The organism is Nostoc sp. UCD121 (assembly GCF_014222285.1).
Taxonomy (GTDB): domain Bacteria; phylum Cyanobacteriota; class Cyanobacteriia; order Cyanobacteriales; family Nostocaceae; genus Nostoc.
Map to the genome: position 1 here is coordinate 1 of NZ_JACKZS010000078.1, position 22,731 is coordinate 22,731.

Below are 22,731 nucleotides of genomic sequence, written 5' to 3' on the forward strand. Positions count from 1 at the left end.
AATGGATTCTCCAATTTTTTGGTGCTCCTTGTCGAAAATATTATCTTCTTTCTTAACTGACCTGCGGAATGTGGGATTCAACAGCGAGTTGAGTAAATCCTCGAACTAAATCTGGTTGTTTAGCTTCAATGACTAATAAAACTAGCAATTCAATTAGAGTTTTGAAATCTTTGAATTACTTTTAATCGTCAGCCGTCAACACTTGCTCAACTGTTAATTCTAACTCTGGAAAAGTTTGAGATTGAATGCGTAGTTTAACGCCGCAGGCATCGCTACCAAAAAACCCTACTGGTTCGTATAATTCTTCTATCAATGTGAAGACAGTGACTTTGCTCGTTAATAGATCGACAATCCAATATTCGGGAATATTTAAAACGTTATACTCAACTCGCTTGGCTCGATAGTCTACAGTTTTTGTGGATTCGCTGACGACTTCTACCACTAACAAAGGAGGTGATTCGTTGAGTTCAATAACTGCTTCTCGGTTTCTCAACTCTTGCCACTGAAACAATGGAATCACAACTACATCTGGAATTCTCGATGTATCCCATTTGCCAGCACGAGGGGAACGAACACCGATAACCATTTGTTTAGAAGTCCAATCTAACTTTAGTCGGAGAATTTCTCCTCGAAAGGAAACATTGACAAATTCTGTTACCACCCCATGTTGTCCACTTCCCAGACTGATGGGTATTAGTTCTCCATTAACGAATTCATAGCGGGTATCAGTGCCATCATCATAAGCCAGATACTCTTCAAAGGTAAGTCGTTTAGTAACTGCTGGGGTTGTAGTCATGGCACGAGCATCTGATTTGCTTTTATCTGAATTCTAATTGGGCTTTACCACCAACACCGAACAATTAGCTTCTTCCACAACTTGACTGCTAACAGAACGCTGGACAATTCGCTTCATCCCAATCAATCCCCGACTACCAATTATAATTAAGTTAGCTTTGTAAATATTGGCAAGACGAATAATCTCTTCGGCAGGATCGCCAGTCACCAGTTCTAACTCACTTGGGACTGATAATTTTTCCTGATAGGATTGCAGCTGTTTTTCCAGTTGAAAATAAGAAAATGTTGGGGACTCCGGCTGAGGACGATCGGCAGGGATTTCCATTTCAGACTCTGGTGTAGGAAATACATGACAGAGAATAACCTTGGCATCTTTTGATAACACCAAATTATCTAAACTCTGAATTACTTGTTCTCCCATTTCCGAACCGTCCAGAGCTATCAAAATATTTTTTAGCACCGCTCTCGTCTCCTATAAGAGTAGACCCCGTTACATAAGTATGTAGTAAAACTTGTTAGCAGCTAAACTAAATTATTTTTATATTTGCTTACTTAGTATATATTTTCGAGGTTATGCGATGAATTGGTTTCACCCAAATTTGACGCTAGTACATTGTAGGAAGATATTTTAGCCAGTCATTTGGGAACGCTAAAGCTTACTACATAATCAGTAATTACAATACAATCGGCGGGCAATATCTAGTAGATGCCCGCCAAAACCCTGAAAGCAGGGTAGCAAATGCTTTATCTGCTACCTAGAAAGTGACTTTTGTCAACAGTATTAAACAAAATTAACCATTCCAAATCACTCCTCTTGCTGAACTCGGCGGCGGACTGAATCAGCATGAGAAGGTAAACCTTCTGCTGTTGCTAGCACATCAATAGCACCAGCCACATTTTGCAGCGCAGTTTGGGAGTATTGAATAATACTGGAATGTTTGAGGAAAGTTTCTACCCCTAACGCCGAAGCATAGCGGGCAGCGCCAGAAGTTGGCAAGGTGTGATTAGGCCCTGCCAAATAATCTCCTACAGCTTCTGGTGTAGAGTAACCCAAAAAGATTGCCCCAGCGTGGCGAATCTGTGGTATGAGTGCCCAAGGGTCTTTTACTTCTAATTCCAGGTGTTCAGGGGCAAATTCATTTGACAGTTCTGCTGCTGCTTGGAGCGATTCCACAAGGACAATCAACCCATAATGAGCGATCGCTTTTTCTGTGTCTATTCGCCGTGGATGATCCACTAGCTGTCTTTCCAAGGCTAATTGCACGTTTTTCGCCAAAGCCGCATCTGTCGTCAGCAAAATTGCTGCCGCCATTGGATCGTGCTCGGCTTGGGCTAGCAAGTCAGCAGCTACATGCACCGGATTTGCGGTTTCATCGGCAATTACCAGCACTTCGCTGGGGCCTGCCAAAGAATCAATCCCGACGGTGCCATATACAAGTTTTTTCGCAAGGGTGACATAAATGTTACCGGGGCCAGTAATCACATTCACTTTCGGAATTGTTTCTGTGCCATAGGCTAAAGCAGCGATCGCTTGTGCGCCCCCAATGCGATAAATTTCTTGCACTCCTGCTTCTTGGGCAGCTACTAAGACTGCTGGGTTAATTACACCCCCTGGGCCTGGTGGTGTCACCATCACTATATGAGGTACAGCAGCCACTTTTGCGGGAATTGCATTCATCAGCACTGTACTAGGATAGGCGGCGCGGCCACCGGGCACATACAGCCCCGCTCGGTCTACAGGGGTGTAGCGTTTGCCCAGTACTACTTCATCGTCGCCAAAATGTACCCAGCTTTTTGGTACTCGCTGACGATGAAACGCTTCAATTTGGCGGCAAGCTAGCCGAACTGCGCCCAACAACTCCTTTGACACCTGCTGATAGGCTGCATCTAGTTCCGAGCCTGTAACTCGGAGTTCTTCTGCTTTCAGGGTTTGTTTGTCAAATTCGGCTGTGTAATGCAATACAGCTTTATCGCCTTGGCGTTTCACTGCTTGCAAAACTTCGCGTACCGTTGCTTCTTTGTGAAGCACCTGTTCGTCATGGGTGCGATCGCAGATCCGTTGCATTTCTGCTCTAACGTCTGCCTGCTGAGTAATGATTCGCAGCATGGAGTAAGGACAATGCCAAAATTATAATATTCACACCTGAGATTTAGTATTGCTCTTGACCCACTGGGGTGTGCAAGCTGACTCTAATTCTCTTCTCTAGCTTAACCTGGATTTTTTTGATACTCTCAAGGTTGCCAGCAGATGGTTTGCTTGAGAAGGCGACTTAATTGCTCAGTCCGACAACCCTTAGCAGGATAGCGGCAGGATGTGGGTGTGCCATTTCCCATTACCCTTATGCCCTTTCCCTCACTCCTTGCGGGGTGCAGGTGGTGTGTTTGCACATCCAATCCCCTAGATTTACAGGGGGTAGGGTCTGAGTATAATTTTTACTTATTTTCCTAACTTCTCAGTAGTTTACATCTGTACAGACAAGATGTAGTATCCTTCTATACTTTGATAACCCTGGAATTTAGCTGTTTACAGTTATTTGCCTCTGATATATATAGATCCTAAAATTCAGGAAATATTACATTGGCAACCACATCGCTTTCTCAGTTAGTGGTGAGTTAGGATAACAGATTTATTTGATATCGCTTATTTTAACGCATTTCCTAAATTGACGACACACTCAATTGCGGACTGAAGAGATTTAGAAGGTAGGGGAAGAATAACTTTAGAAGGTAGGGGAAGAATAACTATTGTCCAATGGCAGATTTTTTTTAGGAAATTATAACATTGGCAATTTGGATGCTATATTAGTAAGTCTAGTAGTGTGTGTACATATTAATAGTATTTTTGGAATTGACTGTGGCGAATACAAAGTCTGCTCTCAAGCGTGCCCAAATCGCAGAACGTAACCGACTGCGTAACAAAGCTTACAAATCAGCAGTCAAGACGCTGATGAAGAAATATTCTAATGCTGTAGCTGTCTATGCAGCTAATCCTACCCCAGAATTACAAGAAGAAGCACAGGCTCGATTATCCGAAGCTTACGGCAAAATCGATAAAGCAGTCAAACGGGGTGTCCTTCACCCCAACAATGGGGCAAGGAAAAAGTCAAGATTGGCTCATAAACTAAAGCCCATCACTCAAGCAGCAGCTGAATAGTCATTGTTGAGCCAGTGCGATCTTTTAACTGAGTCAGTCACTAGGTTACGAATTTTCTGAAAGCTGTAGTAATTAACTGGCGTTTTACGCCAGTTGCTCATCCGAAGTTAGTGTAAACTGGAGGGTTTCCACAGCAATTTGCTCTGTGCCTTTTAACCCGTCTACAGCAGGGTTGCACCATGAGTAACTGGTTTTATTTATGCCAATTAAAACAAGTAGCGTTCCCTCTGGAAAATATTGCGATCGCTTAGTGACTACTACAGGAGAAAGATTTACCCGAAGGATGATTTGTCCTTAGTCGCAATCGGGGCTAACAATTTTATGACTAACGGCAAAAAACAAAGAATGCAACTGGTAGACACGCACGTTCATCTAAATTTTGATACTTTTCAGCCGGATTTAGCAACAGTGCGATCGCGGTGGCAAGAAGCAGGAGTAGTGCGTTTAGTACATTCCTGTGTTCACCCAGATGAGTTTTCCACCATTCAATCCATAGCACACCAGTTTCCTGAAATCAGCTTTGCGGTGGGATTACACCCTCTAGATGCTGATAAATGGAATAGCGAAACAGCCGAGAAAATCAAAACTTTAGCGAGTTCTGACTCGAATGTCGTAGCAATTGGGGAAATGGGGCTGGATTTTTACAAAGCTGATAACTATGAGCATCAGCTTTTGGTATTTGAGTCACAGTTAGCGATCGCATCTGAACTCAATTTACCAGTAATTATCCACTGCCGTGATGCTGCTGTAGCAACCAGAGAAGTGTTGCAGAAATGGCGGGAACTTAAGGGAGAAAGAGTGCGTGGTGTTATGCATTGCTGGGGAGGAACGCCAGAAGAAACCCAATGGTTTCTTGATTTGGGCTTCTACATCAGCTTTAGCGGGACGGTAACGTTCAAAAATGCCAAAGCGATCCAATCATCAGCTGCGATGGTGAATAGCGATCGCCTACTGATTGAAACAGACTGCCCATTTCTTGCCCCAGTTCCTAAACGGGGACAAAGACGTAATGAGCCCGCCTACGTACTTTATGTAGCCGAGCAAGTAGCTAAACTGCGTCAAGAAACGGTAGAAGCGATCGCTCATCAAACCACCCAAAACGCCTGTGAATTATTTGGTCTGTCAATATAAAAGTGGGCTTTAATCACTTTTATTCAGTTGTGCTAAAAAAAATAAAACTCTAGGGGGACAAAAATATGGTAATATTATTCCCTCAAAAACATTTTGCGTGCGCCATAATGATAAAGGAAGGAACCTAAAATTTCTGAGCCTAATTTTCAGTGATGTTATCGGCTTGGCCATCCTCCAAATCTCTACAAGCGGATGCTCTCCACACATGACTAACCGTGCCAAACCAGGTTGAGATAGACTTTTTTGCACAACATCGGCTTGATGTGTATTTAACCTATACAAAATCCTTAAACGAAATTGCCTTGTGAGTACAATCCAGCAAAACGAAGTAATTCTGATTCAAAACCGACAAGGTGCGGATCGTTCCCTCAGTCTTAGGATATCTAAGATATCACTGAGAGTATAAATAGCCGGGTGGATTTAAAACACACCGTCTAGAGCTGCGTCAGCAAATTAACGCGCTTTTTGGAGGGGAAATGAAGAACGTAGATAAAACTCAGGAATATCTCAACTGTATATTCTTCTTAAATCAAGACTATAGTGAGTTTTTGTTGTCTAAGTACCCGATTAGGGGCAATTATCCCCTTGTCCAAATTGCTCATTCCAGCTTTAATCGCTGCGTTTGCCCACACCTGTAAATAGCAAGTGTGTCAAAAGTTCCCAAAAAACTAAGGACACTGACTAGCAGTGGGAAGCGTCAAACAGCAGTGTCCAAGGGAAAATTTTACCAGGTTGACAAAGGAAGAGGCATGACTAAAGAAACATACATGGAACCCGCCTTTCTGTTGCCCGACTTGATTGAAATCCAGCGATCAAGCTTTCGCTGGTTTTTAGAAGAAGGGCTGATAGAAGAACTTAACTCCTTTAGTCCTATTACAGATTATACGGGCAAATTAGAATTACACTTTTTGGGTCATAACTACAAACTCAAGGAGCCAAAGTATAGCGTCGAAGAAGCCAAGCGGCGGGATAGTACTTATGCCGTCCAAATGTATGTTCCCACACGGTTGATTAATAAGGAAACCGGGGAAATCAAAGAGCAAGAGGTATTCATTGGTGACTTGCCTCTGATGACTGATCGCGGCACGTTTATTATTAACGGAGCCGAACGGGTAATTGTCAATCAAATCGTGCGATCGCCAGGCGTTTATTACAAATCAGAAATCGACAAAAACGGGCGACGTACTTATTCAGCTAGCTTAATTCCCAACCGGGGAGCATGGCTGAAATTTGAAACAGACCGTAACGATTTGGTGTGGGTACGCATCGACAAAACCCGCAAACTGTCAGCGCAGGTACTTTTAAAAGCTTTAGGGTTATCAGACAACGAAATCTTTGATGCCTTACGCCACCCCGAATATTTCCAAAAAACCATCGAAAAAGAAGGGCAATTTTCTGAAGAAGAAGCCCTGATGGAGTTATATCGGAAACTGCGTCCTGGTGAACCACCTACGGTCTTAGGTGGACAACAACTGCTAGACTCTCGTTTCTTTGACCCGAAACGTTATGACCTTGGTCGCGTTGGACGGTACAAGCTCAACAAAAAATTGCGCCTTTCTGTGCCAGACACAATGCGCGTGTTGACTGCTGGCGATATCTTGGCAGCCGTAGATTACCTAATTAATCTAGAATATGACATCGGTAACATCGATGACATTGACCACTTAGGAAACCGCCGAGTCAGAAGCGTCGGTGAATTGCTGCAAAACCAAGTAAGAGTAGGCTTAAACCGCTTAGAGAGAATCATTCGGGAACGGATGACCGTATCCGATGCGGAAGTGCTAACCCCCGCTTCTTTGGTGAACCCTAAACCATTGGTAGCAGCAATTAAAGAATTCTTTGGTTCTAGCCAGTTAAGTCAGTTCATGGATCAAACCAATCCTCTGGCAGAACTGACCCACAAACGCCGTCTGAGCGCCCTTGGCCCTGGTGGTTTAACCCGCGAACGCGCCGGGTTTGCCGTGCGGGATATTCACCCTAGTCACTATGGGCGTATTTGCCCCATTGAGACACCAGAAGGCCCCAACGCCGGATTGATTGGCTCCTTAGCAACCCACGCGCGGGTTAACCTGTACGGCTTCCTTGAAACGCCATTCAGACCTGTGGAAAATGGACGAGTCAGATTTGACTTGCCTCCAGCCTACATGACAGCCGATGAAGAAGACGATTTACGGGTTGCTCCTGGGGATATTCCAGTCGATGAAACTGGGCACATTATTGGCCCACTAGTGCCAGTCCGTTATCGCCAAGAATTTTCCACCACAACACCAGAACAGGTGGACTACGTAGCAGTGTCTCCCGTACAGATTGTGTCGGTAGCAACCAGCATGATTCCCTTCTTGGAGCATGATGACGCTAACCGAGCGCTGATGGGGTCGAACATGCAACGGCAAGCAGTACCCCTGCTTAAACCAGAACGTCCTCTAGTGGGTACTGGTTTGGAAGCGCAAGGAGCAAGAGACTCCGGGATGGTGGTTGTATCGCGTACCGATGGCGATGTTACTTATGTGGATGCTACAGAAATTCGCGTCCGTCCCAAAGCTAACACCTCCGAAATTAGATACACCCTTTCCAAGTACCAACGCTCAAACCAAGACACCTGTTTAAATCAGAAACCTCTCGTCCGCATTGGTGAACGGGTTGTTGCTGGTCAGGTATTGGCTGATGGTTCCTCCACCGAAGGCGGTGAATTGGCACTAGGACAAAATATCGTCGTAGCCTATATGCCTTGGGAAGGCTACAACTACGAAGACGCAATTTTAATCTCTGAGAGACTGGTGCAGGATGATGTCTACACCTCAATTCACATTGAAAAATATGAAATTGAAGCTAGACAAACCAAACTAGGGCCAGAAGAAATTACCAGAGAAATTCCCAACGTCGGGGAAGATGCCTTGCGTCAGTTGGATGAACAAGGAATCATCCGCATTGGGGCATGGGTAGAAGCTGGAGATATCTTGGTTGGTAAGGTAACACCCAAAGGTGAATCTGACCAACCGCCAGAAGAAAAATTATTGCGGGCGATTTTCGGTGAAAAAGCGCGGGATGTGCGGGACAATTCCCTGCGAGTCCCTAACGGTGAAAAAGGTCGCGTAGTTGATGTGCGCTTGTTTACTCGTGAACAAGGCGATGAACTGCCACCAGGAGCCAATATGGTAGTCCGGGTGTACGTTGCCCAAAAACGCAAAATCCAAGTTGGCGACAAAATGGCAGGACGGCACGGTAATAAAGGGATTATTTCTCGGATATTACCGGCAGAAGACATGCCTTATTTGCCCGATGGTTCACCAGTGGACATCGTACTCAACCCCTTGGGTGTACCCAGTCGGATGAACGTCGGACAAGTCTTTGAGTGCCTCTTGGGTTGGGCTGGTCAGACCTTGGGAGTCCGATTTAAGATTACTCCCTTTGATGAAATGTACGGTGAAGAGACATCCCGCCGAATCGTGCATGGCAAATTGCAAGAAGCACGTGACGAAACAGGGAAAGACTGGGTATATAACCCAGATAACCCTGGCAAAATCATGGTGTATGACGGTCGTACAGGCGAACCCTTTGACCGAGCAATTACCATCGGTGTGGCTTATATGCTGAAGCTGGTGCATTTGGTGGATGATAAGATTCACGCCCGTTCTACAGGGCCATACTCACTGGTGACTCAGCAACCCTTGGGTGGTAAAGCACAACAAGGTGGTCAACGATTTGGGGAAATGGAAGTGTGGGCATTGGAAGCCTTTGGTGCAGCTTACACCTTACAGGAATTGCTCACAGTTAAATCTGACGATATGCAAGGACGGAATGAAGCGTTAAATGCGATCGTTAAAGGTAAGGCAATTCCTAGACCTGGAACCCCAGAATCCTTTAAGGTGCTAATGCGCGAGTTGCAATCATTAGGGTTAGATATTGCTGTACACAAGGTAGAAACCCAAGCAGACGGCAGTTCCCTAGATGTGGAAGTCGATTTGATGGCAGACCAATCAGCCCGTCGCACACCTCCTCGACCAACTTATGAATCTCTTTCCCGCGAATCGCTGGATGATGACGAATAGATAGTGAGGAGTGAAGAGTTAGGAGTTAACAATTCATAACTCCTAACTCCTAACTCCTAACTAAAAACTAACTAAATATACTCAAAACTCATTATTCGGAACTCAGCATTTAAGTATGAGACCTGCCCAAACTAATCAGTTTGACTACGTAAAAATCGGCTTGGCTTCCCCCGAACGCATTCGGCAGTGGGGCGAAAGAACATTGCCTAATGGTCAAGTAGTCGGTGAAGTTACCAAGCCAGAAACGATTAATTACCGAACTCTCAAGCCAGAAATGGATGGCTTATTTTGTGAGCGCATCTTTGGCCCCGCGAAAGATTGGGAATGCCATTGTGGTAAGTATAAGAGAGTTCGTCATAGAGGTATTGTCTGTGAGCGCTGTGGCGTGGAAGTTACCGAGTCACGGGTGCGTCGCCACCGCATGGGCTATATTAAACTCGCCGCACCAGTAGCTCACGTTTGGTATCTCAAAGGCATTCCTAGCTATATTTCCATCCTGTTAGATATGCCCTTACGGGATGTTGAGCAGATTGTCTATTTCAACTCTTATGTTGTCCTGAGTGCAGGTAATGCCGAAACTTTAACTTACAAACAACTGCTGAGTGAAGACCAGTGGTTGGAAATAGAAGACCAAATTTATAGCGAAGATTCTGTGCTGCAAGGCGTAGAAGTAGGTATTGGGGCTGAAGCGCTGTTGCGTTTGCTTGCCGATATCAATTTAGAACAAGAAGCCGAAAGCCTACGCGAAGAAATTGGTAACGCCAAGGGGCAAAAGAGAGCCAAGCTAATTAAGCGATTGCGGGTAATTGATAACTTCATCGCTACTGGTTCCAAACCAGAGTGGATGGTAATGGCAGTTATTCCCGTGATTCCCCCCGACTTGCGCCCAATGGTGCAGCTAGATGGCGGACGCTTTGCCACGAGCGATTTAAATGATTTGTATCGGCGGGTAATTAACCGCAACAATCGTTTGGCACGCTTGCAAGAAATTTTGGCACCAGAGATTATCGTGCGGAACGAAAAGCGGATGCTGCAAGAAGCAGTGGATGCTTTGATTGACAATGGTCGTCGGGGACGCACTGTGGTAGGGGCAAATAACCGACCCCTGAAATCTTTGTCCGACATTATTGAGGGTAAACAAGGACGTTTCCGACAAAACTTGTTAGGTAAACGGGTTGATTACTCTGGACGTTCGGTTATTGTGGTCGGGCCAAAGCTGAAAATTCACCAGTGCGGTTTGCCCAGAGAAATGGCAATTGAGCTATTTCAGCCATTTGTGATTAACCGCCTGATTCGTAGCGGCATGGTAAATAACATCAAAGCTGCGAAAAAGCTGATATCCCGAAATGATCCCAGTGTTTGGGATGTGCTGGAAGAGGTGATTGAAGGACACCCTGTAATGCTAAACCGGGCACCAACATTGCACCGTTTGGGTATTCAGTCTTTTGAACCAATCTTAGTGGAAGGTAGAGCAATTCAACTGCATCCTCTGGTGTGTCCAGCCTTTAACGCCGACTTTGACGGCGACCAAATGGCGGTACACGTCCCTCTGTCGTTAGAAAGTCAGGCTGAAGCGCGGTTGTTGATGTTGGCTTCTAACAATATTTTGTCACCAGCCACAGGTAAACCCATCATCACGCCTAGTCAAGATATGGTGTTGGGAGCCTATTATTTAACAGCAGAAAATCCCGGTGCGACAAAAGGGGCAGGAAATTACTTTTCTTCGCTAGAGGATGTAATTATGGCTTTCCAGCAAGATCAAATTGACTTGCACGCCTATATTTACGTAAGGTTTGACGGCGAAATAGAATCAGACCAACCGGATACAGAACCCGTGAAAGTGACGGAAAACGAGGATGGTACCCGTACATTACTCTATAAGTTCCGTCGAGTCAGACAAGACGCTAAGGGCAATGTACTTTCACAGTACATATACACAACTCCTGGCCGCGTTATTTACAACAATGCCATTCAGGAAGCACTAGCAAGTTAATTCGTAATTTCTAATTCGTAATTCGTAATTAATTCTTTAATTACGAATTACGTAGCTTGCTTCTCGCGTTTGGCGAGTATTACGAATTATTAATTATTAATGACTCAGGACTAATGATTAATGACTAACGAAAAAATGATTTTTCGCAATCGCGTGGTTGACAAAGGTCAACTGAGAAATTTAATTTCTTGGGCTTTTACGAATTATGGTACAGCGCGAACCGCAGTGATGGCGGACAAATTGAAAGATTTGGGATTTCGCTATGCTACCAAAGCAGGGGTTTCCATCAGTGTAGATGACTTGATGATACCACCAACTAAGCGATTACTCTTAGAAGCAGCCGAGGAAGAAATTCGCGCTACTGAAACCCGTTATCAACGGGGAGAAATCACTGAAGTAGAACGCTTCCAAAAGGTAATCGATACTTGGAATGGTACTAGTGAAGCCTTGAAAGATGAAGTTGTCGTTCACTTCAAGAAGACTAATCCCCTGAACTCCGTATACATGATGGCGTTCTCCGGGGCACGGGGTAACATCTCACAAGTCCGGCAGTTGGTGGGGATGCGGGGACTGATGGCAGATCCTCAAGGGGAAATTATCGATTTACCGATCAAAACCAATTTCCGTGAAGGGCTAACTGTGACGGAATACATTATTTCGTCTTACGGTGCCAGAAAAGGATTGGTGGATACTGCCTTGCGGACGGCTGACTCTGGTTATCTTACCCGTCGGTTGGTGGATGTATCGCAGGATGTAATCATTCGAGAATTTGATTGCGGTACCACTAGAGGTCTTGCGATTCGACCAATGACAGAAGGTGCTAAAACCTTGATTCCTCTGGGAACCCGCTTGATGGGGCGGGTAATTGGCGAAGATGTGGTGCATCCGGTCACAAAAGAATTGATTGCAGCCCGCAATTCGCCAATTCCTGAAGACTTGGCAAAGAAAATTGAAAAATCTGGGGTGGGAGAAGTTGTGGTGCGATCGCCACTAACTTGTGAAGCCGCACGTTCTGTCTGTCAACACTGCTACGGCTGGAGTTTGGCCCACGCAAAAATGGTAGACTTAGGCGAAGCTGTAGGGATTATTGCTGCCCAAAGTATCGGTGAACCTGGTACTCAGTTAACCATGCGGACATTCCACACTGGTGGGGTGTTTACTGGAGAAGTGGCGCAACAAGTTCGTTCTAAAATTGATGGGACTGTCAAGCTTCCCCGCAAGCTGAAGACCAGAACATATCGTACTCGCCACGGGGAAGATGCCCTCTATGTTGAAGCGAATGGCATCATGCTTTTGGAGCCAACAAAAGTAGGTGATGTTACCCCAGAGAACCAAGAGGTTCATCTTACCCAAGGTTCAACACTATATGTATTTGATGGAAATAAGGTAAAACAAGGTCAGTTGTTGGCAGAGGTTGCCCTTGGTGGACGGACAACTCGGACTAATACAGAAAAAGCCGTTAAAGATGTAGCCTCTGACTTAGCAGGGGAAGTGCAATTTGCCGAAGTTGTTCCAGAACAAAAAACTGACCGTCAAGGCAATACCACAACCACAGCCGCACGCGGTGGTTTGATTTGGATTTTGTCTGGGGAAGTTTACAACTTGCCGCCAGGGGCCGAATTGGTGGTGAAAAATGGTGATGCGATCGCTGCTAATGGAGTTTTAGCAGAAACCAAATTAGCCAGTTTACACGGCGGTGTGGTGCGCTTGCCAGAAGCTACCCCAGGCAAGAGTACCAGGGAAATTGAGATTATCACTGCTTCTGTGGTCTTAGACCAAGCAACGGTGACAGTCCAAAGTTCTCAAGGACGCAATAACTACTTAGTATCTACTGGCAACAACCAAGTATTTAACCTCCGAGCTACACCAGGCACAAAAGTGCAAAATGGTCAAGTAGTAGCTGAGTTAATTGATGACCGCTATCGCACAACCACTGGTGGATTCCTGAAATTCGCAGGTGTCGAAGTCCAGAAAAAAGGCAAAGCCAAGCTGGGTTATGAAGTCGTGCAGGGCGGTACCTTGTTGTGGATTCCTGAAGAAAGCCACGAAGTCAACAAAGATATCTCCTTGCTGTTGGTGGAAGACGGTCAGTTTGTCGAAGCTGGCACCGAAGTTGTGAAAGATATCTTCTGCCAAAACAGTGGTGTGGTAGAAGTGACCCAGAAAAACGACATCCTGCGGGAAGTTGTGGTGAAGCCAGGCGAACTGCTGATGGTGGACGATCCAGAATCAGTCATCGGGCGAGATAACACCTTCATCCAACCAGGTGAAGAATTCCAAGGCAATGTCGCTACGGAATTGCGTTATATCCAGTATGTGGAGACACCAGAAGGCCCTGCCCTGTTGAGCCGTCCAGTCGTTGAGTTTGCTGTACCTGATAACCCAGATGTGCCATCCACTACATCTGTAAGTCAACAAACCGGGCGATCAATTCAATTAAGAGCGGTACAGAGACTACCTTACAAAGATTCAGAGCGTGTCAAATCTGTTGAAGGTGTAGAACTACTGCGAACCCAACTAGTGCTGGAAATTGAGCAAGAAGGGGAACAAGACCATAATGCTTCACCCCTGGCAGCAGATATTGAATTAGTAGAGGATACTGAAGACCCAGAAGTTCAACGTTTACAACTGGTAATTTTGGAATCCTTGGTAATTCGTCGAGACATTACCGCCGATGCCACCCAAGGTAGCACCCAGACCACACTTGAGGTATACGATGGGTTAACCATCGCCCCAGGTTCTGTAGTCGCACGGACCCAAATCTTGTGTAAAGAAGGTGGGGAAGTGCGGGGTGTCCGCAAAGGAACCGAAAATGTGCGTCGCTGCTTAGTGTTGCGTGACGCTGACAGACTTACCATTAATACTAGTACTCAGCCAAAAGTGAAGGTGGGTGACTTGCTAGTAGAAGGTACAGAAGTTGCTCCTGGAGTTTTTGCCCCAGAATCAGGGCAAGTAGTGGATATCAAAAGTGCCGCTGCTGCATCTGGTGGGGAATCAGCTCTGAGTACTAAAAACTACGTTGTTACTACCCGTATCGGTCGCCCTTATCGAGTCAGCCCTGGTGCTGTGTTGCAGATAGAAGACGGCGATTTGGTACAACGGGGTGATAACTTGGTGTTGCTGGTGTTTGAACGCGCCAAAACAGGAGATATCATTCAAGGTTTGCCTCGGATTGAGGAACTACTTGAAGCTCGTAAACCGAAAGAAGCCTGCATTTTATGTCGGCGGGGTGGAGAAGTTAAGGTAGTTTATGCTGAAAGTGGTGATGAAGCGATCGCTATTAAGGTCGTAGAATCAAATGGCGTGGTGACAGATTATCCTCTGGGCCCTGGACAAAACTTGATTGTGCCAGATGGCTCAATAGTAGTAGCGGGACAACCGTTGACTGATGGCCCATCCAATCCCCACGAAATTTTAGAAATCTTCTTTAGCCTGGGTTCTGAAGACGGAATCTATGCTTGTGCCAGCATCGCTTTGCAGAAGGTACAAACATTCTTGGTGAATGAAGTGCAAATGGTGTACCAGTCTCAGGGGATTGATATTTCCGATAAGCACATTGAAGTAATTGTTCGCCAGATGACCAACAAGGTCAGGATTGATGATGGTGGTGACACCACAATGCTTCCTGGTGAATTGGTAGAACTGCGCCAAGTTGAGCAGGTGAACGAAGCTATGGCAATTACAGGCGGTGCAAGGGCACAGTATACCCCAGTACTGTTGGGTATCACCAAAGCATCGTTGAACACCGACAGCTTTATCTCCGCAGCTTCCTTCCAAGAGACAACACGGGTACTTACCGAAGCAGCTATTGAAGGCAAATCTGACTGGCTGCGCGGATTAAAGGAAAACGTAATTATCGGGCGATTGATTCCGGCTGGTACTGGGTACAACACCTATGAAGAACCCGGAGCGATCGATGATTATGCTGCTGAGATTAGCAGTAGTGTCTTGGATGAAGTTGATGATCCTCTGGATATGGTCTTAGATGACCGCACAGCTCGTACCTATAATTTAGATTCTCCGACTCTTGGAGAATCTGGTTTTGGTAGCAGACGTGCAGAAAGGTCAGTTCTAGATGATGAAGATGAATTAATCGCCGATGAAGTCGTAGACGACGACGATTTTGAGGAAGAAGAGGAAGACGACGAGGATGATTTCGACGACGAATAGAGATTTGAAACTTCGCGTCTCTATTAAAATGTAAAAAATAAAAAGGCAAAAGAAATTTTCTTTTGCCTTTTTATTTTGCTTTATAAAAACACATTTTTAAATCCTCAATCTTCTGGGTTCTGGCTTTTAAGCTAGTAGTCAGTCAATTACAACGATTCAAAAGTAACATCTTCATAGAAATCTGCAACAGCACACCGAAAATCCACACTTGCCAGATGAATTATATCTTCTTTTCCATAAGGATAGAGTACCCATTGGCTCTCTGGGTTACGGCGAAAACACTCAACATTTAATCGAGTTTGACTTATAAGTACATATTTCTGAAGTGATTCCATCTGTCGGTAGTCAGCAAATTTATCACCTCGGTCAAAGGCTTCTGTTGTCGGAGATAACACTTCTACAATTAAGCGAGGGTAACGCAGAAAGTTGTTAAAAGCTCTATCTCTTTGGTCACAACTTACTATAACATCGGGATAGTAATAGATATTAATCGACTCAATATGTGCTTTAGTATCTGAGATATAAGCCTGACAACCACTCCCGCGCAAATGATTTCTTAGCATAGCAAACACATTTCCGCTAATAATTACATGGGTATTACTTGCTCCTGCCATTGCATAAACCTGTCCCTGTCTATATTCATGCTTGATAGGACTAGTTTCTTCTCCTTTAAGATAGTCTTCTGGAGAAATATAGCTAGAATTTGGAGTTGCAACCATCTGTAATGACCTTGTGTAATGTTTTATATCTAGTTTAAAAGAAGCTTGATAGCTAAATTATTGAGCCACAGTTGCCAGAAATTGCCAGTGTACCCATACATTTGCATAACTTATTTTAGGAATATTTAGAAGAAATTAACAAAGTTTAAGTCTTATAATCAGGGCGGGCAGGATACCCATCCTACAAGATATTGAGAAAATTTTAATATGCAAATTAGATATCTTTTAGTTTAATAGGTAATTGGTAATTAGAGAAAAGCTGTACCAATTACCTATCATTTTATTACCGACTTCCTGCCTGAGTTGACACTGTTAATACTTGTGGTGGTGTGGCATCTGGTGGATAGAGAAAGTCTACTTCTACTAAGGAGCGATCGCCAGCTTTCATATTTAATGAAACTAAGGGTTCCCCTGGTTGACCTCTCTTTTGTACTAAATGCACAAACTTAGTTTGCGGCTGATTTTGCTCATCTTTGTAACGTACCCGCACTGTCCCTCGGAAAAATACTTCACGGGCTGGTGTACTCAGAAAGCGTAACCCTGGTTTGACTAGCTGATTCTCCTTCAGTGGGGTTTGTATGGATACACTGACAGTTTGAGGACTTTGAGTATTGTTGTATAACGGCAACTTGAGATTATATTGAATTCCATAGTTGCCATGAGCGCGATATGCGGTGTCAGGATAGCGCACCAGCATAGGCGAACTTTGAATTTGACCAGTTCCTAACATACCGCCATGTAGGGTACTCAGGGCGTAAGAAAACACTTGACCAGGCTGGGGAATAGTTAAATACCTAGCTTTAGGCTTATCTACTAATAAGGCTCTCCATCGTGAACCAGCAGCCACTCCAGCAACACGCCCATAAATTCTTGGCTTGCCAGTTTCCTCTAGGGGAGTGGGCGCTTTATCCCGTGGCCCAGCTAAATCACCATTATCTAGTAAATTCTGCCATTCTTCTAAACTAGGCGATCGCTCACTGCCATCAGAATTCACCCGTGCAAACATCGCTAGGCTAGCCGCATAGACAGTGCCATTACTTTGCAATCGGAGCAATGTCGAACGACCATTCAGAGGCGGTGTCAATCCCTGCACAGGAATTGGTAAATTTAGTAACATCCGACTTTGCTTTGCTGGAATCTCAATTTGGGCAGGGAAAATCTCTTGTCGTCGTCCCCGCAGTACATCAGACATGACGCGATCGCCTGGGCCAGCAAAAATTGTCCCTAAAGGATTTTCGCTAAAAGATGGTAATTGAATAAATGGTGCATCCGGTTGACTCAAATAACTCGCCGCCTGCCAAATATTTACCTTTACTGCTTCTGAACTAGGGTTGTGCAAAATTATCCCTAAATAGAGCGAGCGCAAATTCTCTGATGGTTCAGCCCTCGCAACGTGATGGGCAAAAATATCAAATCGTCCCCGAAAGGGAAAATTCAAATGCGCTGTTGGCACTTTTTTGCCATCTGGTGGAAAAGTGGAGAGTAAAATTCCTTCTTTCAACACCAATTCTGGACTATTACTGTTAAAAGTTGGCACTGTATCCAATTGACCTGGTAAAGGACGTACTTCTTGTGTTTGTACGACTTCTTCAGGTGGTGGTGTCGCAGGAGTTGATTGAGCAATTGGGAAAATTAGTAACAATGGCAACATATACTTAGATATTTCTTTCACCATACAGACATTAACAACTTGATGAAAGTGCCAGTTTGTTAATAATTAATACGAAACCTGCAAGAATTCCCATCAATTTTTTTTGATTTAGAACCGGAATCTGGGTAAAAAGACAACGGCTCGTAAGTTGATTTTGGTCTAAGTAGTCCAAGCCTAAACAGTAAAAACAAATTAACCGCAGTCGTGGCTAATTTGAATTGATGATTCTTTCGCCACTAATTTTTTTATATCAACTTTTAATTTATCCACAGCTAGCAAATGCTTCCACACTTAATTGTGTAAGGATTGCAGCCTGCTCACAACAGATAATGTCTTCGGGTTGAATTGCATTGATTTTTTCCATTACCTGAGTATTGGCAAGTTGGACATCTACGGGTAACTGGCGTAAAAAACTCAAGTCATCTGGTATCAGATCGAGTTTGGTAAGTTCAAGTAATAAATCATCAGAAGAATTTTGACTGTTGATATTTTAGGCAAATGTCAAAAGAAGTTAATAGAATTCTTTGCTTCATAACAAATATTATTTAGAATAGAAAAACCCTCCATTAATAAATTTACAAGGAGCAGGTAAATGCCAGTAATTGCGGTCGTAGACTACGAGATGGGAAATTTGCACTCAGTCTGTAAAGGGTTGGAAAAAGCTGGGGCAACTCCTAATGTTACTTATTCTGCAAAGGAATTAGAGCAGGCAGATGCAATAGTTCTGCCGGGAGTGGGAGCATTTGATCCAGCAGTACAACACCTGCGAGCGCGTGGTTTGGAACAACCTATTAAAGAAGCGATCGCATCTGGTAAACCTTTTTTGGGAATTTGTTTAGGATTGCAAATTCTCTTTGAATCAAGTGCAGAAGGTACCCAACCAGGACTAGGAATTATCAAAGGAAAAGTGCGCCGATTTCGTCCAGAACCTGACATCACTATTCCTCACATGGGTTGGAATCAACTGGAAATGACTCAGGCAAAAAGTATTTTGTGGGAGCATTTGCCGTCCGATCCTTGGGTATATTTTGTCCATTCTTACTATGTTGACCCAATAGACCCGCTAATCCGTGCAGCAACTATCACCCATGGTACTCAAACCGTCACAGCTGCGATCGCTCACGAAAATCTGATGGCAGTTCAATTTCACCCCGAAAAATCCTCTAATATTGGATTGCAAATCTTGTCTAATTTTGTTGCTCAAGTCCGTGAAAAAATTCCTGCCTAATCTATTTTTGTCATTTGTTCTTTGTCCTTTGTCTAAAATTAATGACTAATACTTCGACTACGCTCATTACAAGTGACTAATGACTAATGACCAATGACTAATAACCAATGAGCCTGAGAATTTACGGTAATCGCCAGCTAAAAACTTTACCAGGGAAAGAAACTAGACCTACCAGTGCGCGGGTAAGGGAGGCAGTCTTTAATATTTGGCAGGGAGAAATTGCAGGTTGTCGCTGGCTAGATTTGTGCGCCGGTACTGGTTCAATGGGCGCAGAGGCTTTGTGTAGAGGAGCCAGCCTAGCAGTGGGAATTGAACAATCGAGCCGAGCCTGTGCCACCATCCAACAAAATTGGCAGCAGGTAGCTAATGCCGAGCAAGAATTTCGGGTATTGCGGGGAGATATTACGCAGCAGTTAAAGACTTTATCTGGCAAGCAATTCGATAGAATTTACTTTGATCCACCTTATGCCAGTGGATTGTTCCAACCAGTATTAGAAGCGATCGCTCACTATCAACTTTTAGATCCTAGTGGCGAAATCGCAGTTGAACACGCCTCACAAGGTTGGACACCGCCAGAGATTCCCTCTTGGGAAATTTGCCGCGAGAAGGTTTACGGCAACACATCACTTACTTTCTACAGAATTGTGCAATGACAAAAGTGGGAGTGGGGAGAAAAATTGCTTATTTGCCCTCCTTAGTCTCCCCTACTCAGCACTCAGCACTCAGAACTCAGCCTCACTCTTCCTCAACCGCCCAACTGATTGGGGCGCTTGTATTGCTTATAGGCAGCGTAAAACAGTCCGGCGAGGGTGACGAAAACTAGACCAAGGACAATACCTGATAGCAGGGGTTCAACCACTGGAAATCTCCTCTTTGTAATGATTAAATATTCGTTGCCTGTTTTTGATTTTACCAAATTTAGTATGAATCCTGCGTCCTATAGACTTTTTGAAGGGCAACTGCTCAGAAAAAAATAGTCTTCTGTGCTTGCAGACACGATCAAGAACTTTTAAGCTATGTGTAGGAAAAGAAAACTTTTTAGCACACCTAGACATTCACCGCAAACCTTTTGGATAACCAGATTACCAAACCTGAAATTTTGATTCAGCGCATCGTTTTATTGACGCTGGCCATACTGCTATCAGTCCCTTTGGGCTTTTTTGGTGTTCAGTTGGTTCAAGCCTCCGATCCTTATGTCAAGAGTGTTTTATCTCTAACAGGAAACCCAGTTCAAGGACACGCGATCTTTCAAATTAACTGTGCTGGTTGTCATGGTTTGGAAGCAGACGGGCGAGTAGGGCCGAGTTTGCAAGCTGTTTCCAAGCATAAGTCTCAATATGGGTTGATTCACCAGGTAATCAGTGGCGAAACCCCGCCAATGCCAAAATTCCAGCCTAGCACCCAAGAAATGGCGGATCTTTTGAGCTATTTAGAGTCGTTATAGATGTTAAATTCTGTTCTAAATCCCTTATGGAAAAAGGCAATACATCAAAATGTTTCCTTTTTCGATCTTAGAACTTACGCAAAACTACACGCGGTAGGGGCAATTCATAAATTGCCCCTACCGGAAAATAGAAGTTTGGGCTATTTTGTGCGTAAGTCCTGGATCTCAGAAAACTTGTAAGTAGGAAGGCTAAATTAAAGCTCACCTAGATTGCCGGGTTTCGACTCCGCTCAACCCTCGTCTTTTCAGGGATCGAGCATTGAGCGTGTTATTGATCTATATTTCCAGAAGCGATCGCATCTAATTTCTTCGGATCGAGTATGATAATCGTCCCACCACGACGATAGGCAATTACTGACTTGAGACTTTTAATTAACCGCACACATTCTTCGTAAGTAATGCCACTACTGCGAGCCATGCGATAATAAGACAATTTGACTTGTAAACACTCACCTTGTGGACTTAATTCAGTTCCTGATTCGGCAGCAAAATATTGAATTAGTCTGGCAAGACGAACAATAGCTCTTTCAGAAACTAATCCGTGGACTGTCTCATGCAATTGCTGAATCCGACTGTTAAACACCATCAGCATTTGTAATGCAATTTCAGGGTTTTGTCCAATCGCTTTTAATAAAGCATCTCTCTCTATAGTGAGAATTTCACAATCAGATTCAGCAGTTACGGTTGCTGGGGAAATTCCATTGCCTAATAAAGCAGGAGCCGCAAAAATTTCCCCAGCCGCTAAGGTGCGGAGAATCGTTTCTTTCCCCGTCATTGCTATTTTGGTAACTTGAATTGCTCCACTGGAAACAGCATAGAGTTTTGTTGGTAAGACATCACCCTCATGGAGAATAATCTCTCCTTTGCGATGGCGTTGCACCTGAGTGTGAGGTTGCAAATTTACTTTGTCTGCTGTTTCTAAACCTGCAAACACAATAATTTGCGAAAGTTGTTCCAGGGATGCCTGCATGATTAGCCTGATATCGCAAAGGCTGGACGATGATGAATCCAAGGGTTAGCCGCTTCTAATTGTGCCGCTAGGTTAATCAGGGTAGCTTCAGCTGCAGGTTTACCAATTAGTTGCACACTTATGGGTAAACCCTTACTATCAAAGCCGACAGGAATTGCGATCGCAGGTTGTCCAGTTGCATTCGCAGGTGGACAAGGGGCAATCCACTCAATAATATTTTGGAATGTCTCTTCTGGACTTAGCGAAGCCCATTCCCCAACGCAGATAGGTGAATGGAGATAAACTGGCAGTACCAGCACATCCACGGTATCGAAAAAGGCTACAATCTGTCGTGCCACAATCTGCATTTGGGAAACTGCTTTGAGATAGTCAGCAACAGAACCTGTGCGTGCAAATAGCCAACGATTTAATGGTTGCATGACTTCAACAGGAAGTCCTGACGCAGCTACCCCAGCTTGCCAAACGATTTGAAAGGGTTCAACTAAACCGCTAAAATCTGGGGATTTCTGTTCAACGTGGTGGCCGAGTTGTTCTAATAACTGGACTGTTTGACGGACACCTTGCTGACAGTTAGCATCAGCTTCTCCCAAAGGAGAAATATTAGTGTCAAAGGCAATTCGCAAAGCACCCAATTTTGTCTGAGTGGCAGCGAGAAATGATGGTTCGGGATCTGGCAACCAGTAAGGATCGCCTGTAACATAGCCAGATATCGTATCCAATAGGGCAGCAGCATCAGCCACAGTCCGCGCTATTGGGCCGTTGACGGCAATTCCAGCGAGGCGTTCGCCTACGGGTGCTTTACTCACTCTACCCCTGGATGGTTTAAGTCCTACCAAACCACAACAAGCCGCAGGGCCACGAATTGAACCACCGCCATCAGAACCTTGAGCGATCGCACACAATCCTGCTGCTACCGCCGCCGCCGCGCCACCACTGGAACCGCCAGGGGTATATTCTAAATTCCACGGATTTCTCGCTGGAGGAAAACCCGTGGGTTCGCTGTAAGGGAATGAACCTAATTCAGAAGTGGCTGTTTTACCAAGAATAGTAAACCCAGCTTGCTTAATCCGTGTTACAACCCCATCATCATAGTTAGGAATATTGTTTAGTAATACTGGATTTCCATAAGTACAGGTAACATCAGCTACAGCATTAAGGTCTTTAATGGAAATTGGCACACCAAAAAATGGCGGTAGTTCCGAGGTAGTTGTCAATAATTCTGTTTTGGCTTTGGCATCTGCGATCGCTAGTTCTGCCGTCACCGTAAAATAACTTCCTAATTGGGGATTTAATTGCTCAATCCGTTCTAAATATATTTCTACCAACTCTAGGGGGGATATTTCACGGCGACGAATTAATTGCACCAACTCTAGTGCTGGGGTAAATGCTAAATCAACTTCATTCATAGGTTAGTGAATGGGTAATTT

General features: G+C 44.5%; 17 protein-coding genes. 8 read left to right on the forward strand and 9 right to left on the reverse strand.

Annotated elements, in window-relative coordinates; all coding sequences use genetic code 11:
* Positions 1 to 181: 181 nt before the first annotated feature.
* The 3 genes from GNF10_RS17695 to hisD all read right to left on the reverse strand — a co-directional run bounded on the left by GNF10_RS17695 (position 182) and on the right by hisD (position 2,902).
* Positions 182 to 796 carry a Uma2 family endonuclease gene (locus tag GNF10_RS17695; RefSeq protein WP_185580967.1) on the reverse strand — a complete coding sequence of 205 codons (615 nt, stop codon included), beginning with the start codon at positions 794 to 796 and terminating at the stop codon, positions 182 to 184.
* 33 nt (positions 797 to 829) lie between these two features.
* Complete coding sequence (locus GNF10_RS17700) at positions 830 to 1,255, reverse strand: universal stress protein (RefSeq protein ID WP_185580966.1); 426 nt, start codon at positions 1,253 to 1,255, stop codon at positions 830 to 832.
* A gap of 345 nt (positions 1,256 to 1,600) precedes the next feature.
* Entirely contained in the window at positions 1,601 to 2,902 is a 1,302-nt protein-coding gene (gene hisD, locus GNF10_RS17705; RefSeq protein WP_185580965.1) for a histidinol dehydrogenase, read from the reverse strand.
* 747 nt (positions 2,903 to 3,649) lie between these two features.
* On the opposite strand from hisD, the gene rpsT reads away from it, so the two are divergent.
* From rpsT to GNF10_RS17730, 5 genes are all read left to right on the forward strand, one after another.
* Positions 3,650 to 3,949, forward strand: coding sequence for a 30S ribosomal protein S20 (gene rpsT / locus GNF10_RS17710; RefSeq protein ID WP_185580964.1), 300 nt, complete (start codon positions 3,650 to 3,652; stop codon positions 3,947 to 3,949).
* Positions 3,950 to 4,294: 345 nt separating this feature from the next.
* Positions 4,295 to 5,080, forward strand: coding sequence for a TatD family hydrolase (locus tag GNF10_RS17715; RefSeq protein WP_185580968.1), 786 nt, complete (start codon positions 4,295 to 4,297; stop codon positions 5,078 to 5,080).
* 749 nt (positions 5,081 to 5,829) lie between these two features.
* Complete coding sequence (gene rpoB / locus GNF10_RS17720; RefSeq protein WP_185580963.1) at positions 5,830 to 9,129, forward strand: DNA-directed RNA polymerase subunit beta; 3,300 nt, start codon at positions 5,830 to 5,832, stop codon at positions 9,127 to 9,129.
* A 115-nt stretch (positions 9,130 to 9,244) separates the two neighbouring features.
* Positions 9,245 to 11,122, forward strand: a complete 1,878-nt coding sequence (locus tag GNF10_RS17725; RefSeq protein WP_094342607.1) for a DNA-directed RNA polymerase subunit gamma — start codon at positions 9,245 to 9,247, stop codon at positions 11,120 to 11,122.
* A 120-nt stretch (positions 11,123 to 11,242) separates the two neighbouring features.
* Positions 11,243 to 15,292: a DNA-directed RNA polymerase subunit beta'' gene (locus tag GNF10_RS17730; protein ID WP_185580962.1), complete on the forward strand. Its 4,050-nt coding sequence runs from the start codon at positions 11,243 to 11,245 to the stop codon at positions 15,290 to 15,292.
* 146 nt (positions 15,293 to 15,438) lie between these two features.
* On the opposite strand, the gene GNF10_RS17735 is transcribed toward GNF10_RS17730, so the two are convergent.
* The 3 genes from GNF10_RS17735 to GNF10_RS39305 all read right to left on the reverse strand — a co-directional run bounded on the left by GNF10_RS17735 (position 15,439) and on the right by GNF10_RS39305 (position 18,080).
* Complete coding sequence (locus GNF10_RS17735) at positions 15,439 to 16,011, reverse strand: Uma2 family endonuclease (protein ID WP_185580961.1); 573 nt, start codon at positions 16,009 to 16,011, stop codon at positions 15,439 to 15,441.
* Between the two features lie 283 nt (positions 16,012 to 16,294).
* Positions 16,295 to 17,662, reverse strand: coding sequence for a DUF3370 domain-containing protein (locus GNF10_RS17740; RefSeq protein ID WP_185581462.1), 1,368 nt, complete (start codon positions 17,660 to 17,662; stop codon positions 16,295 to 16,297).
* A gap of 262 nt (positions 17,663 to 17,924) precedes the next feature.
* Complete coding sequence (locus GNF10_RS39305) at positions 17,925 to 18,080, reverse strand: hypothetical protein (protein ID WP_311774179.1); 156 nt, start codon at positions 18,078 to 18,080, stop codon at positions 17,925 to 17,927.
* A 174-nt stretch (positions 18,081 to 18,254) separates the two neighbouring features.
* Here GNF10_RS39305 and hisH point away from each other — a divergent pair, with 174 nt between their 5' ends.
* Positions 18,255 to 18,890, forward strand: a complete 636-nt coding sequence (gene hisH, locus GNF10_RS17750; RefSeq protein ID WP_185585208.1) for an imidazole glycerol phosphate synthase subunit HisH — start codon at positions 18,255 to 18,257, stop codon at positions 18,888 to 18,890.
* 107 nt (positions 18,891 to 18,997) lie between these two features.
* Entirely contained in the window at positions 18,998 to 19,543 is a 546-nt protein-coding gene (gene rsmD, locus GNF10_RS17755; protein WP_185585207.1) for a 16S rRNA (guanine(966)-N(2))-methyltransferase RsmD, read from the forward strand.
* A gap of 92 nt (positions 19,544 to 19,635) precedes the next feature.
* Here rsmD and petG read toward each other — a convergent pair whose 3' ends face one another.
* Positions 19,636 to 19,749, reverse strand: coding sequence for a cytochrome b6-f complex subunit V (petG, locus tag GNF10_RS38635; RefSeq protein WP_063721252.1), 114 nt, complete (start codon positions 19,747 to 19,749; stop codon positions 19,636 to 19,638).
* 210 nt (positions 19,750 to 19,959) lie between these two features.
* Between petG and GNF10_RS17765 the strand changes: the two genes are divergently transcribed.
* On the forward strand, positions 19,960 to 20,334 hold the full coding sequence (locus tag GNF10_RS17765) for a cytochrome c (protein ID WP_163928961.1): 375 nt from the start codon (positions 19,960 to 19,962) through the stop codon (positions 20,332 to 20,334).
* Positions 20,335 to 20,602: 268 nt separating this feature from the next.
* Here the strand turns inward: GNF10_RS17765 and GNF10_RS17770 are convergent, their stop codons facing one another.
* The gene (locus GNF10_RS17770; RefSeq protein WP_185585206.1) at positions 20,603 to 21,304 is read right to left on the reverse strand and encodes a Crp/Fnr family transcriptional regulator; all 702 of its coding nucleotides are present in this window, start codon (positions 21,302 to 21,304) and stop codon (positions 20,603 to 20,605) included.
* A gap of 2 nt (positions 21,305 to 21,306) precedes the next feature.
* Positions 21,307 to 22,710 carry an amidase gene (locus GNF10_RS17775; RefSeq protein ID WP_185585205.1) on the reverse strand — a complete coding sequence of 468 codons (1,404 nt, stop codon included), beginning with the start codon at positions 22,708 to 22,710 and terminating at the stop codon, positions 21,307 to 21,309.
* Positions 22,711 to 22,731: the final 21 nt, after the last annotated feature.